Origin of the sequence: Paenibacillus praedii (genome assembly GCF_049725345.1) — a bacterium.
Lineage (GTDB): Bacteria > Bacillota > Bacilli > Paenibacillales > Paenibacillaceae > Pristimantibacillus.
This window is the reverse complement of the sequence record NZ_JBMWAM010000017.1, coordinates 79,667-93,377: the sequence shown is the minus strand read 5'-3', so window position 1 is coordinate 93,377 and position 13,711 is coordinate 79,667. Positions and strand designations below refer to the sequence as shown.

The 13,711-nt window shown below is 46.8% G+C and carries 12 protein-coding genes and 2 riboswitches; of the genes, 2 read left to right on the top strand and 10 right to left on the bottom strand.

Going from position 1 to position 13,711, the window contains the following annotated elements; translation table 11 throughout:
- Window positions 1–97: 97 nt before the first annotated feature.
- The 7 genes from ACO9K6_RS15735 to ACO9K6_RS15705 form a co-directional block, all read right to left on the bottom strand.
- Window positions 98–1,084, bottom strand: coding sequence for an oxidoreductase (locus ACO9K6_RS15735; RefSeq protein WP_424768502.1), 987 nt, complete (start codon window positions 1,082–1,084; stop codon window positions 98–100).
- A 92-nt stretch (window positions 1,085–1,176) separates the two neighbouring features.
- Complete coding sequence (locus tag ACO9K6_RS15730; protein ID WP_424768501.1) at window positions 1,177–1,911, bottom strand: protein-glutamine gamma-glutamyltransferase; 735 nt, start codon at window positions 1,909–1,911, stop codon at window positions 1,177–1,179.
- Window positions 1,912–2,228: 317 nt separating this feature from the next.
- Window positions 2,229–2,645, bottom strand: coding sequence for a BlaI/MecI/CopY family transcriptional regulator (locus tag ACO9K6_RS15725; protein ID WP_424768509.1), 417 nt, complete (start codon window positions 2,643–2,645; stop codon window positions 2,229–2,231).
- A gap of 81 nt (window positions 2,646–2,726) precedes the next feature.
- Window positions 2,727–3,650, bottom strand: a complete 924-nt coding sequence (locus ACO9K6_RS15720; protein WP_424768500.1) for a F510_1955 family glycosylhydrolase — start codon at window positions 3,648–3,650, stop codon at window positions 2,727–2,729.
- 262 nt (window positions 3,651–3,912) lie between these two features.
- On the bottom strand, window positions 3,913–4,389 hold the full coding sequence (locus tag ACO9K6_RS15715) for a C40 family peptidase (protein ID WP_424768499.1): 477 nt from the start codon (window positions 4,387–4,389) through the stop codon (window positions 3,913–3,915).
- 3 nt (window positions 4,390–4,392) lie between these two features.
- Window positions 4,393–4,530: riboswitch (cyclic di-AMP (ydaO/yuaA leader) on the bottom strand.
- A 131-nt stretch (window positions 4,531–4,661) separates the two neighbouring features.
- Entirely contained in the window at window positions 4,662–5,975 is a 1,314-nt protein-coding gene (locus ACO9K6_RS15710; RefSeq protein WP_424768498.1) for an ATP-binding protein, read from the bottom strand.
- Window positions 5,976–6,176: 201 nt separating this feature from the next.
- A complete protein-coding gene (locus tag ACO9K6_RS15705; protein WP_424768497.1) occupies window positions 6,177–6,950 on the bottom strand; it encodes a Cof-type HAD-IIB family hydrolase in 774 nt (257 codons plus the stop codon).
- 280 nt (window positions 6,951–7,230) lie between these two features.
- On the opposite strand from ACO9K6_RS15705, the gene ACO9K6_RS15700 reads away from it, so the two are divergent.
- Window positions 7,231–8,049: a hypothetical protein gene (locus ACO9K6_RS15700; RefSeq protein ID WP_424768496.1), complete on the top strand. Its 819-nt coding sequence runs from the start codon at window positions 7,231–7,233 to the stop codon at window positions 8,047–8,049.
- A gap of 70 nt (window positions 8,050–8,119) precedes the next feature.
- Here the strand turns inward: ACO9K6_RS15700 and ACO9K6_RS15695 are convergent, their stop codons facing one another.
- A complete protein-coding gene (locus tag ACO9K6_RS15695; RefSeq protein ID WP_424768508.1) occupies window positions 8,120–8,902 on the bottom strand; it encodes an AraC family transcriptional regulator in 783 nt (260 codons plus the stop codon).
- Between the two features lie 106 nt (window positions 8,903–9,008).
- On the opposite strand from ACO9K6_RS15695, the gene pyk reads away from it, so the two are divergent.
- A complete protein-coding gene (gene pyk / locus ACO9K6_RS15690; RefSeq protein WP_424768495.1) occupies window positions 9,009–10,424 on the top strand; it encodes a pyruvate kinase in 1,416 nt (471 codons plus the stop codon).
- 109 nt (window positions 10,425–10,533) lie between these two features.
- Here the strand turns inward: pyk and ACO9K6_RS15685 are convergent, their stop codons facing one another.
- Both ACO9K6_RS15685 and ACO9K6_RS15680 read right to left on the bottom strand, forming a co-directional pair.
- Window positions 10,534–12,207, bottom strand: a complete 1,674-nt coding sequence (locus ACO9K6_RS15685) for an S-layer homology domain-containing protein (RefSeq protein WP_424768494.1) — start codon at window positions 12,205–12,207, stop codon at window positions 10,534–10,536.
- Between the two features lie 353 nt (window positions 12,208–12,560).
- Window positions 12,561–12,644: riboswitch (cyclic di-GMP riboswitch) on the bottom strand.
- A gap of 151 nt (window positions 12,645–12,795) precedes the next feature.
- Complete coding sequence (locus ACO9K6_RS15680) at window positions 12,796–13,695, bottom strand: aldo/keto reductase (protein ID WP_424768493.1); 900 nt, start codon at window positions 13,693–13,695, stop codon at window positions 12,796–12,798.
- Between the last annotated feature and the right edge of the window lie 16 nt (window positions 13,696–13,711).

The window sequence follows — 13,711 nt, the reverse complement described above, 5'->3', positions numbered from 1 at the left end:
TTTGTGCGTATTTTTAGAATTCAACAAAAACGGGGCTGCCAGAAGTCAGTTTTCACTGACTTTCTGGACAGCCCCTTGTTCCTATTCAGCGAATCCATTACAGCTTAACGACCAATCTCCTTCTGGACTCTCCTTTCAGCATAACGCCGACTCGCTCCACGACTTGTTCTAAACTAATTTCCTCGCACAGGCTGTCCAACATGAGAGGCTTGTAAGCTCCCGCGAGCAGCTCCCAAACCTTCAACCGCTTGTCCATACCGGCCATGACGGAATCGATGCCAATAAGCCGAACGCCTCTAATAATAAAAGGAAACACCGTTGCCGCCAGCTCTGAACCGCCCGTTAAACCGCTGGCCGCTACAGTGCCGCCATACTGGACTTTGGACAAAATAGCAGATAACGTCCGACCGCCCACGCAGTCGATGACGCCCGCCCACTCCTGCTTCCCTAGCGCTCGCTGCGAATCTGCCAACAGCTCTTCACGCGATACGATGCGCTGCACGCCGAGACCCAGCAAATTCTCATGCATATCCGGCTTGCCCGTGCTGGCAACCACCTCATAGCCGAGTTTGGCGGCAATTGCCGCCGCAACACTGCCAACGCCGCCCGTCGCGCCCGTGACCAGCACAGGGCCGTCCTCCGGGCGAACCCCGTTCTGCTGTAGCTCCAATACGGATAACCCAGCCGTAAATCCAGCAGTACCGAGAATCATCGCCTCTTTCGCCGATAAGCCTTCCGGGAGCTTTAGCGCCCATTCAGCCGGCACCTTCGCATACTCGCTATAACCGCCGTAGTGGCTCACTCCCAGCCCATAGCCGGTGACCAAAATCTCGTCGCCCGGCTTAAACGACTTATGCTCGCTTGAAACAACCGTACCTGCCAGATCGATGCCGGGTACAAACGGATAATTTCGCACAATGCCGCCACCGGCCAATGTAGCTAATGCATCCTTGTAATTCACGCTGGAATACTTCACCTGAATGAGCAGTTCACCCTCAGGCAGATCCTTCAGCTCTAGCCGCTGCACCGTTGCAGTAACCTCATTATTTATTTTATGAAGCATAAGCGCTTTAAAAGATGACATATGCAGCCCTCCGTTATCGTCGTTTTTTTATTATTCACCATCCCTCTTTACAATACCAGTTATTCGCGCAGATTGTGAATCCCTCTAACATTTTAAGACAATCGTCGTAAACCCTCAAAATCGGGCATGAGTACCGTATCCTGCAGAAAAGCGGAAATCGTGCTGCCCGGCTCCCTCATTCGGTTGAGCGCAGCGATGGTTCCCTCCCCGGATTCAATTCCGATACCATGACCAAAATACAAATTTTTGTCCAGCATAACGACATTCTCGCCCTGCCACTCCGGCGTGTCCCGATCATGCTGGGGGTTCTTGAAATAAAGCACATCGCCCGGATAGGCTTCATCGATATTATAGGTCATATTGAGACGAAGGTCGCGATCGGTCTGCCAATCCCGCAAAAACAGATTTTGAAAATTTCGGTTAAACACGTTGTCTCCTATTGTATCAAGCACCGCCTTATAAAGAATTATGATAATGGCTCCTGCGCATTCAAAGGCATATAGCTGTCCATTCTCAAAAATATCGTTAATCGCGACCGACGGCTGCACGCCGCTCCTCAGCTGAAAGCCCCCGTTATCGGTAACCATCCAATACCGCTCGTTGGCTCTCGAATTCGAAAAGGCTGCAAAGCTAACCCCGCTCGCATACATAGCCTTTGCCGCTTCGACGATATGCGTGCGCATCTTCAGCTCGAACACCAGCGCATCGACAGTAGGATAACGATAAACGGCGGTACTCCTCTGCTTGTCTAGCAATATTCGCCGCTCCAGCTCCGACAGCATGAGGGGGCTAAGCTGAAACGTCTGACTCCCTGCAACTAAAATCACTTTTTTTCCTCCAAGTCATCATTTACTCTGATGGGTTATTGTACGTGTAAAAAAGTTTTTTGTGAGAAGTAATACATACAGAAAACTCGTGTAACCTGACGCAAATTAATACCTTCAAAGCGATGATGAGCAAACTCACGGACAGTATCGGCAGCGAATTCATATTTGCAGAAAAAAAAGACAACCGCCGGACCTCCTAACGGTCAGCGGTTGTCTTTTCTGTTTGCTCCTTGCACCGGTATTATGTATACATGGATTAATGATGCATGCCCGGCATCTCGTCGTTGGAAATAGAAAGAAAAACAAAGTGATGGCGGCTATACTTCATCTTTATCACGCTTCCACTGTCTGATCCGTTCCTCCATCAGCCGCATGAGCTCCGGATCGGTCTGCTCAAACGCATCGAAGAAATGATTCACAACCATTTGCCCATACTCCTGAACCAATCCTTCCGTCACATGCCGGGTTTGCTCTTCTATAAACTGCTCTTTTCGCTGTACAGCCCGGAACGTACTAGCCTTATTCCTGCCTTTGCCAGAGGATGTTTTCACTAAATGACCCTTCTCTGTCAGGCGATTCAATACGGTCATTATCGTATTAACGGAGAGCTCCTCGTGAAGCAAGGCTAACACTTTTTTGATCGAAACCTCATCTTCCTCTTCCCATACAATCTCCATAATCCGAGCTTCCAACGGGCCAAAAAAACGATTCAGCCCTTCTCCGCTTAGCTTCATTCGTTGAATTTTCAAGCCTGCTGCTCCTCCCCCACCCCAAGCGGCCCATGTACTTTCCTCGTCACCAAACACCAGCCTTATTTACCTGCTGGAAAGTCCTTTACCCTTGTCTGCGATTTGACTCCAGCTAAGCCCGTTATCCTTGCTTAGAAAAACGTTCATACTAGAGGTCGCTAAGGCAAACTCATTCTCTTGCTTTGGGTTTTGTGCAATATACATGATCGCATCATCAGAGGCAAGCGGCAGTACGGATAATGATGAGGTTTTATCTCCTGTATGCCGCAGCAATATACCTTTTCCTCCAATAAAAAGATCGCCGTGAATGCCAAAAGCAAGTGCAGTCACCACTTGATCTACAGGCAGTTTATGAAATTGGTCCCCAAAATCAGTTGATAGAAACGCCCCGCTGCTCGTGCTGACCGCTATCGTCGCCGGGTCGGTCGGATGCGCCGCCATCGCAATCAAATCGCCGGATATCCCGTTCATGCCGCTTCTCTCCCAGGTGAGCGCTTCATCCTGCGACCGATAGAGACCGACGGCATCAAGCTTGGCATTCGGCTGTGGATTGAACAAATAGATAGTTTCCGTCTCATAGCCGACCGCAAGCCAATGAAAATCCTCCACACCTTGAAAGTCCAATATTTCAACACTTTTTCCTAGGTCCGTACTTCTTACGATGCCAAGCGGGTCCTGAAGCTCAGAGCTTCTTGCAGGGTGACCGCTGCTGTAAAATCCATTCTTCACAGCATTAAAGCCCATATAGTCATGCTTGTCGCCCTCTAATGGCTGCCAACGATCGTTTGCATAGGATACTAAACCTTCATGCGCAGGAATGATCAATTGCTTCCCGTCGCTTGTATACCCGAGTCCATGTATATGCCTTAAGGATACACTCTCTTTATCCGTCCGGTTTATGAACATAATAATTACAAGTAAAATAAGGACAGCGATAATGGCAACAACGCCAAATTTCATTTTCGAGTTTATTTTCATGTTGGCTTTCACGTTTGCACCCCAATTTAACACTACAATATGTAGTTATTTCGATACTACATATTGTAGTATCCATTCGATGAAGTTGCAACTTTACAGGAAGCCAGCGGCATCTGTTTCATGAGCAACACCTTCCTTATGTTTTGTTTATCATAGTATTGGCCGCTCAAACGCAAGATATTTATCGGGTCAGACGATAATTTTTCAATTATTTTGCAATCCATCATAAAAAAAAAGACGATTATGAATGACTTCATAATCGTCCATTTTTATATTATTTTACTGCCATCATCGCTTCGTGTGTTTTTTGTTCTACGACACGACGAGCCGTTACATAACGATTTTCATAGTAGCTGTCGCTTAGCTTATTGATCGTAACGCCTCTGCTGGAAGAAGAATGCGCAAACTTTCCTTCTCCTATGTAAATGCCGGCATGAGAGACTCCTCTTCCGCTTGTATCAAAGAAGACCAAATCTCCCGGGCGCAGTTCATCTTTATCAACCTTTTCGCCAATTACGGACTGTGATTTAGACGTTCTAGGCAATTTCACATTAAATTTATTATAGATATGAAGAATAAAGCCTGAACAATCAAAACCGCTGGTGGTGGTGCCTCCCCATTTGTAAGGAGTTCCGACAACATCATTAATTGCGCCTGCTAATACTGTTGGTTCGGCCTTCTGCGCCAGCACGCTTCCTCCGCCAGCAAATAACATCAAACAGGATAAAAAAACAATAAACACTCTTTTCAAAACTGTTTCTCCCTTCGTTGCCTACGAGGTTAGCTTATGGGTTCGGTTGAAGATCCCTATGCTCTTGGAGTTTCCCAAAAACAATTCACCCTAGGTGGTTCCCCCGTTTCCTGTAAATCAAGAATTCGGCGTTCTTATAACTTCTCTGAATGAAAATATTCGCTTAATTTAGGCATAATCCTCCAATTAATTTATTAGAATCCTTTCATTTTTACTCATTAAACGATATTTTATTATAAACCTTGCATGAAAAAAGTCTCATCTATTTCATATTATCCAATTACGACAGGCAGGCTGACATGGGCTATCGTTCCCCGTCCGATCTCGCTATCCATATGTATTTCACCGCCAAAATGGTCGATCAGCTTCTTGACCATAAACAATCCGATCCCTTGTCCGTTTTTCTCTACATTCATTTTTTCATGCTTGCGGTACAAGCTTTGCTGCTGCTCCGCACTCATGCCGATTCCACAATCCTCGATTTCAAGCCCCAGCGTATAATTGTTGACTTCCGCCCGGAAATGTACGCAGCTGCCCTCATGGCTGTATTTCACCGCATTGGACAGCAGGTTCGAAATAATGAGGCGTAAGCCAGTCGCATTGCTATTCATAATCTCTTGCCCGGTTAACGTGATGCTCCGGTTCAATTGAATACTCTGAGTGCGCGCTTTCACTTCCATCATCGTAACCACCTCCTCAATAATAGGAAGTGGATGAATCTCGCTTGTCTGCCACAGCGCTTCCGACGTGAGCATTTGCTCCGTATTCAAAATATGCGATATCTCATGATCGATGACAGCCACATAATCCGCAATATCGGCCAGTTTTTTGGCAGCGTTTGCATTGATCTTCAGCTCCCGGTCATTTAACAGCATAGTTGCGTAGGCTTTTATAACCGTTAACGGATTCCGAACCTCGTGTGAAATAACCTGGACGAAGTCCAGCTTCTTTTTGTAAAAATCCATTTCATTCTGAATTTTTGCGTGCTCAGCCAGAGAAGGAAAGATAGCAGGCTTACCCGGATTGTAGTATAGGCGTGAGTGTGTCAACTGTTTATCCGACATGACGTATTCATGGGATTGCATCAACCGCATATGCAAGCTGGCTGTTAAGTTGTGTCCAGCATAGGCACACACCGTTAAGATGCCTAGCTGCAGGATGGCAATATCACATTCTCTCTCGTACGCATCCAACTCTTCCTCTATGTTGTCACTCTCTACCCACTCTACATTTCCCCATACTCGAATCGGAATGCTTTGATCCAAAAAGGGCTGCATGACATACATGAAGTTTTGTACCACTTTTTCCGAGGTAAAAATACCGTTCAGCGCATAAAAATCATAGCTGTCCACATATCTGATGCTGGCTATATCATCACCAAAGCCGACGACATGCAATTGCTCCTTAATGAGCTCAAATCTTTCCCTGTTATCCGTAAAAATAATTTGTTGGCCCTGCTGTACGCCCGCTATAATAAATGATACTGCATTTCCAATATACGCATCGAGATGATCGTAGGTATACAGAATATGCGCATCATTGGCAACTTGAATGCTTTCTGTTAACTGGACGATACGAGTCGTCATAGCGGTTACCCCCATCGATCAAGCAATCTAATTAATTTTAAACTTTCTATTATTATTTATTCGATATCAAGCATATTTCTCCTTCACATTTTAGTTCTTAAGCATTAAAAAAGCTGATGTGAATGGATATTCACCTCAGCCTTTATTATTATTTTTATATAATTTCACACTCATATTTATTATTTATTAACATTGCATTGATTACAGCAGACCTGCTTTCACTAGGCCGTTGCGAATGCCTTGCTCGTCCACATGAGTCGTCACATAATCCGCATAGGGCAGCAGCTCTGGGTGCGAGTTGCCCATCGCGACGCCAAAGCCTACGATCTCAAGCATTTCCTTATCGTTCAGCCCGTCTCCGAAAGCAACCGCGTCCGCTGATGTAAGCCCCAGCTTATCCAGCAGCGCCTCGATGCCTTGCGCCTTCGAGCCTCCCGCAGGAAGCACGTCAATCGCCTGCGGATGCCAGCGGATGAGTTTAAGCTCATTATTCAGGCCCTCGTACAAATGCTCGTCATTACTTTCACAGTGCAAAAACACCTGATAGATGCTATCGGTTTTCCAAAAATCTGGATTGTAGCCGGGCAAATCCACCTTTAATGAATTAACCGAATCGATGACAAACGGGTGATCCTCTTTGTCGGCGAAGAACGAATGCTCGCCTTCAAATACGAGACTGTGGCCATGCTCGCCCGCTATTTTCACCAACGCCTCCAAGCTGCTTTTTTCCATTTCACGCTTATACAGTGGAGCACCCTTATACACGACATAGGCGCCGTTCAACGTTACGAACGAATCAATCCCAAGCTTCTCCGCCAGCGGCTTAATGAAATAGGGCGCTCTGCCCGTTGCAATAACCGGCTCAATGCCCCTTTCCTTCAGCTCGGCGATCGCTCTGACTGTATCCTCCGGTATTTCCTTTTGCTCATTGATTAACGTGCCATCGATGTCAAAAAATACGATTTTGTAGCCCACTCTGGTCCCTCTCCTCTTCGTTGTTGCAAACGTATGCCGCCTGTTGTTATTTCCCTAGTATATATAATTACTTTCCGAAAAGGAATGCCGCCAGCTGAAGTCTAAGCCTTTTCCGGAATCGGTCGCTTGACGCATCCCAGCCGCATCCTGTATATTGGTAGAAATTAGTTGAATAAGCACGGCTTACGAAGGAAGCACCCGTAAGAGATGGCGTATAACGCCTATCTTGCTGGTGCTTTTTTTTGCGTTATACGCCGTCATCCGAGGAGGCCTCCCTAACATGCATACCGTTCCAAAGCCTACAGCTTTACTGCTCATCCTGCTGCTTATCGCGCTGTATCCTACCGCTGTGTCCGCTTCATCGTTCGAGTTTACCGTCACCGCCAAATCTGCCTTTGACAAAATGAAAGCAGCAGCCGACAAAGCAACGACTTCGAAATTAACGTCGCAATACACCGCTTTGCAGACGGTTCAGAAGCAAACGATCCAATGGGATACAAAGATCAACGATCTTCATTATCGAAACGAAGACGCTGAGCTGACCACGCGCCAGCGGATCAAGGAGGTTGATGCTAACAAGCTTCGAAAGCTTGAAGCGGATGTGTCTCGTGCCAAGAAGCAATATCAACCTCTGTTCAATCATTATGATACGATAAGGCAGCAGCTGAGCATCGCCAAATCCTACCAAAGCAAGACGCTCGTGAGCATACTGAATCCGCAGGTTGAAACGACAAAGGCCGCCGTGCAAATCGCGAAGCAGGATATTCGCAGCAAAGAGGCGGCGCTTAAAGCCGCAAAGGCGACGGCGACAAAAACGATGAAGCGAATAAAAGATATTTTGATCGAGAGCGACAAGGTCAATATTAAAATCAGGTCCGCAAAAAGCGCAATCAGCACCCAAAAGAAGCAGTTCACGACCGAAACAAAAATTTTGAACCAGGTCGTTCGTAAAGGCGATGCGACCGCCACGCTAAGCTCATTTACAAGGCTCATCTCCTTTACGAAGCAAGTGAACGAGCAAAAGCAAAAAATATTCGCTTATGAGCAGCAAATTTCGAGTGTCATAGCCAAAGCAAATGTCCAGCTAAGTACACAATAGAATAGAAAGGCAACTGCCGGACCCGTTCGTCGTTATCACAAGCGGTTTAGGACGAAAGCTTAGCTTTGAATTAACGCGGGATTGATCTTTCCTGCAAATAGTCGGAGGGAGACTTCCCCATGCTCCTCTTGAATACGCGGTGAAAATATGAAGCATCGCTATAGCCCAAATAATCGGATATTTCCGCGACAGTGAGCTGGGACTCTGTGAGCATGTAGATGGCCGTCTTCATCCTTGTTTGATGCACATACTCGCTAATCGTCTGATTCGTGACGTTTTTGAACAAGGCTGCGGCATAGTTGGGCGTTGTCTTAATGACATCGCCCAGCTCCTCCTTCGTCACCTTCTCACGATAATGCGTTTGCACGAATTGCTTCATACTATCGACGCGCCGATGCTTATCAGAGGATATCGCGCCCCGGTCCAATTCCTGGTTCAAGCCGATTAACGCCTCCATGAGAAGCGCCTCGGCCATAAGCTCATAATAGGCAGGCTTTTCCGTCCATTGGTGCAGCATACCCCGCAATCGTTCATGGATGACCTCATAGCAGCCTAACCGCCGCTTAAGCGGCTCTTGACGTTGAAGCACAGGCAGTCTGCTGTCGGCGGCGTTTAGACTGAAATTAACGATTATTTTCGTATGAACCACGGTAGGCACGCTTTTACTATAATAAGGAGTATTGTCGGGAATAAGCAGCAAATCGCCTTTTTCTAAAATAAGCTTCTCATGCTTGACCCAATAAACGCATTTTCCATAGGTCACTAGCGCAAGGTGGAAGGCCGTCCGCTTCCCAGTGACCTCTTCGTACCAATCGCTTCCTTTGTCTTGATGCATGTCTATAATGGTTATCAGAATAAACGCTCCCGTCCTCAATACTATAGTTCCTCTATTATACTATAGTTCATAGTTTCTTTCGAGAATTCGCGTTACAATGGTAAAAACGAGGAGGCCTACCTACATGCAAAAAACAAAAATCATCTGTACCATGGGACCCGCTTGCGAATCCGTTGAAACCGTCAAGGAAATGATTAAAGCTGGGATGACCGTTGGCAGATTGAATATGGCTCACGGAGAACTTGAAGATCACGTTATGCGTATGGAAAATATACGGCAAGCGGCGCGGGAGCTTAATACCTTCGTGCCGATCCTGATGGATATAAAAGGACCGGAAGTACGCATCGGCAAGCTGAAGGAAGCATCCTGCGAGCTTATAGCCGGTGAAGAACTCGTTCTAACAACGGAAGAAGTGCTTGGCGATGCCAGCCGTCTGCCGGTCAATTATGCTGAGCTGCCTTTGGTCGTCAAGCCCGGTAACCGGATTCTAATTGACGACGGTCTTGTGGATCTTACGGTGCTTTCCGTAAATGAAACCGAAGTACGCTGTCAGATTATAAGCGGCGGAACGCTGAAGCCTAGAAAGGGCGTCAACCTGCCCGGCATTAAAACGACCTTGCCTGGCGTAACGGAGCGTGACGTCATGCATATCGCATTTGGACTTAAGCACAATGTCGAAATCATCGCTGCTTCCTTCGTCCGCAAAGCAGAGGATATTTTGGAAATTCGCCGTATCCTTGAAGAATCGAATGCTGAGCATGTTCAAATCATTTCGAAAATCGAAAACGAGGAAGGCATGAGTAATATTGATGCGATTATCGAAGCCTCCGATGGGATTATGGTCGCTCGCGGCGATCTTGGCGTTGAGGTGCCGATCGAGGATGTGCCGATGATGCAGCGTGAAATGATCAGCAAATGCAACCTCGTTGGCAAACCTGTTATCGTCGCCACGCATATGCTTGAATCGATGCAGCAAAACCCTCGCCCTACTAGAGCCGAAGTAAGCGATGTCGCGAATGCGGTTATCCAAGGGGCGGACGTGGTTATGCTCTCCGGCGAGACGGCTGCCGGCAAATATCCGGTACAATCGGTACAGATGATGGCCACGATCGCAAAAAAAGCGGAATCGATGATCGACTACAAAGAGCAATTCGATAAGCGCAGAGCGAAGCAAAGCACGAATATTACAGAGGTTATTAGCCAAGGCGTCGTCAGCTCCACGCTTGAGCTGAATGCGAAAGCCATCCTTACCTTCACGGAAAGCGGATTTACGGCGCGTATGGTTTCCAAGTATCGTCCGCAAGCGCCAATTATTGCGATTACGCAGCATGATCATGTGTTGCCAAAAATTTGTCTGCTCTCCGGTGTTATACCGGTCAAAGGGGACAGCGTGTCAAGTACGGATGAAATGTTCGAGTCCGCAACGCGCAATGCCGTGCAAACCGGAATCGTTCAGTCTGGGGACACCGTTGTATTGTCAGCAGGCGTGCCGATCGGACAAGCAGGTGCGACTAATTTGATTAAAATTGCACAAGTATAAGGAATAAGAAAAGGGAGCTTAACGATAACCGTAGTTATTGTATGCTCCCTTTTCTCCATTGACTTGTAATTGGCGAAGATGCTGGGCTTCACTTCCGCATCAGATAGACTTAATTATCGTCGTCATCGTCGTCTTTCTCGAGCTCAATCTTCACTTCTTTTCCGTTTGAAAATTCGATTTCGAGCCTCAAGTCTTTAATCGCACTTTCCTCAATTTCAAAATAAGCCAGCGCTTGCTCAACAATTTCATCCTTGCTCATGTCATCCGTTATGGATACTTGCTCGAAAAATGCTGCAATAGCCCGTAACGCATTGGCTCCGGATAGCTTTTGGCTATCGAGCTCCATTTTCGCTTCGGACTTTCCATCATCATATTTGTACTCAGCCTTAAGCTTTTGGCCGCTCCATAGCTCAGCTTTCAGCTTAAATTCATCGATTCCATAAAGGTTTTCTTCTTCGGCTGACTCTTCATCATTTTCCACTTCGAATTCTATTTTCTTTCCATTCGAAAACCTTATTTCGATCTCGAATTCTTTAAATCCGTTATCAGCTACTTCAAGCGCTGTAAAAATTTGCGACTGTATATCGTCTCTGGACATTTCTGGCGTCAGCATGACAGCCGCAAAGAAGGCTTCCAGCTGCTGAATCGCTTCCGGCCCTTTCAATTTCTCTTTATCGCCATCGACCTTTATTTCAACCTCGGCTTTTGGCTTGCCGTTTTTATTTTCATATTCCAATTTCAAGCCGTTATCCTCATCTATCTCAAGCTCTAATTCAAATTCACGAATGCCCGCAGTCGTTTCATTGACAAGCTCTTTATCGATAAAGCTGGCTTTCAGAACGGCGCCATTCTCTACTGTCAGCGATACAGCATCGCCAATGATGAGCCCGGACGCTGGAATAAACCGATCATAAAACGGAACCGGCAATTCAGCTGAAATCGAATAGACAAGCGCATCTCCATTAAAACTTTCAATTGCAATAGAGCCGTAAGTGCTTGAACCCGCTGCAGCATCCGCAGGTTGATTGCCGCCGAATTGAAGCGCTGTAATTTTTCCAGCTACTGTGATCGCTCCGGATTGCTCCAGCAGATTGTCGTTTGTTCTGACCAGCAGCGTGGCCAGTTCTGCGCGGGTTACGTTCCGGTTCGGCTTAAAGGTTTCATCCGGGTAGCCGGCAATTACACCTTGCTCCACAGCCATATTCACATAGCCAATCGCGCCGGCTGGAATATCCTTCACGTCCTTGAAATCAGGCACGACGGTCATTTGAGCAAGCGCTTCCTTCTCAAGGCCGAGCGCTTTCACCAATAGAGCGGACACCCATATGCGGCTCGCCGGTTTACTTGGATCAAGCTTGGACTCCGACGTAGAGAACAGCCCTTGCTCTAGAGCAACAATGACGTAGCCTTTCGCCCATTTATATTGCTGATCAATCATCGACGCATCGGCAAAATGAAGCCTCTCATTGGCGGGTTTCGCTTTCGCTTCCTCCTCCAAGCCCATTAGCCGGACAGCCGTCACGACAGCTTCAACGCGGCTGACGAACTGATTAGGACGGAAGCTTCCGTCTTCATAGCCTGACAAAATATTTTGGGATTTCATAAGTCCAATGGATTCCATAGCCCAGCCTGCTTCAGCAGCGTCATTAAATTCCAGCTTTAGCTCCTCACGCTGCTCTTCGGATACCTGCTCATCAGGCTCTGCCGCAAAGCCCTGTCCTGCAAAGGAAAGCAGCAGCATGGCGACGATCAATAAACTACTCCATAGACGAAGCTTTTTCAAATGTAGACATCTCCTCATTTTCATATTAAATGAACTAGTTTCTTGTAATGATGCCCTCTTTAATAAACTGTTGAATGGTGTTGACCGGGATACCCGTCATTCTATGTACCTCTATTAGAGATGGCTTTGAATGCGTCCTCAAGTAAGTTTTCACTCGCTCAATATCGTCTCTTTGCCCTTCCATGCATCCCTCGCAAAAAAATGACTGTCTATTCAGCATGACTTGCCCGCATTTCGTGCAGTTTGATAGACCCAACTGTGTGCGCTTCCTTTCTTGTGAGATTTCGAAAAGGCCTAACACAAAAAAACTTATCCCGGCTGCAGATGGATAAGCTCGCATGAATACAGCTTATTCCGGCAACTGGCTGGCATAGTTTAACACTTTAGCCCCTGTAGCTTTGCGTCATTACCTTTCGATAACTTTGCCTTTTTCAAATTTTTGAAAAAATAATTCTACTTCATTATATCAATATACTATTATTATACAAGTTTCGATATATTTCGACATAATTCTTCCATATCCTTCACTTTAGTTACAGCATAAAAAAGCCGGCCTGAGCAGGTCGGCTCTACTACAATTTCAGTGCATTATATCATATCAAGAGGCACTTTTCTGGACGGTTTAGGATATACCTCATCAAGTCTGCGCAAATCCTCTTCCGATAGCTCGATTAAGGCTGTGGCTGCATTTTGAAGAACATGCTCTTCCGTCGATGCTTTCGGTATTGCGATTACATTCTCGTGACGAATTGTCCAAGCAAGCATAAGCTGAAGCGGTGTAACTCCATGGCTGTCCGCAATGTCTATCACCGCTTCGTTATGAGTCAGTCCTTGTCTTAAGGACCCTGCCTGCGCCATCGGACTGTACGCCATAACGGGGATATGCCGCTCGCTCAGCCAAGGGAGCAAATCATATTCAATCCCTCTGGAGCCAAGATGATACAGCACTTGGTTCACTGCGCAGTGAGTGCCGGCCGCTAAGGAAGTCAGCTCCTTCATGTCGGGTTTATCGAAGTTCGAAACGCCCCAGCGCTTGATTTTTCCTGACGCCACTAACCGTTCCATCCCTTCTATCGTTTCGCTTAACGGCACGCTTCCTCTCCAGTGAAGCAGATAAAGATCCAGATAATCGGTCCGCAGTCTCTTTAGGCTTGCATCGCAGCTTCTAACGATCCGCTCTAGTCCCGCATTATGGGGGTACACCTTAGAAACGAGAAACACATCATCCCTAATTCCTTGAATCGCCTCGCCAACTCTATCCTCGGACCGGCCTTCGCCATACATTTCCGCAGTATCGATCAAGGACATCCCCAGTTCCACGCCCAGCCTAAGCGTGCGAATTTCATCCGCTTTCTTGGCCGGGTCATCCCCTATATACCAAGTACCTTGACCGAGCCTAGGCAGCTCCATGCCATCCGGCAGCTTAACTTTGCGTTCTGACAGCGTCTTTTGGATTCGGCTCTTGATTTCATTGTTCATTTCAGGCATTTTTTCAAGCTCCTTA

Excerpts from the sequence above, each read along its gene's own strand:
- ACO9K6_RS15735 (WP_424768502.1), bottom strand. The coding sequence starts at position 1,084 with ATGTCATCTTTTAAAGCGCTTATGCTTCATAAAATAAATAATGAGGTT.
- ACO9K6_RS15725 (WP_424768509.1), bottom strand. The coding sequence starts at position 2,645 with ATGAAGCTAAGCGGAGAAGGGCTGAATCGTTTTTTTGGCCCGTTGGAA.
- ACO9K6_RS15710 (WP_424768498.1), bottom strand. The coding sequence starts at position 5,975 with ATGACGACTCGTATCGTCCAGTTAACAGAAAGCATTCAAGTTGCCAAT.
- ACO9K6_RS15700 (WP_424768496.1), top strand. The coding sequence starts at position 7,231 with ATGCATACCGTTCCAAAGCCTACAGCTTTACTGCTCATCCTGCTGCTT.
- pyk (WP_424768495.1), top strand. The coding sequence starts at position 9,009 with ATGCAAAAAACAAAAATCATCTGTACCATGGGACCCGCTTGCGAATCC.
- ACO9K6_RS15680 (WP_424768493.1), bottom strand. The coding sequence starts at position 13,695 with ATGCCTGAAATGAACAATGAAATCAAGAGCCGAATCCAAAAGACGCTG.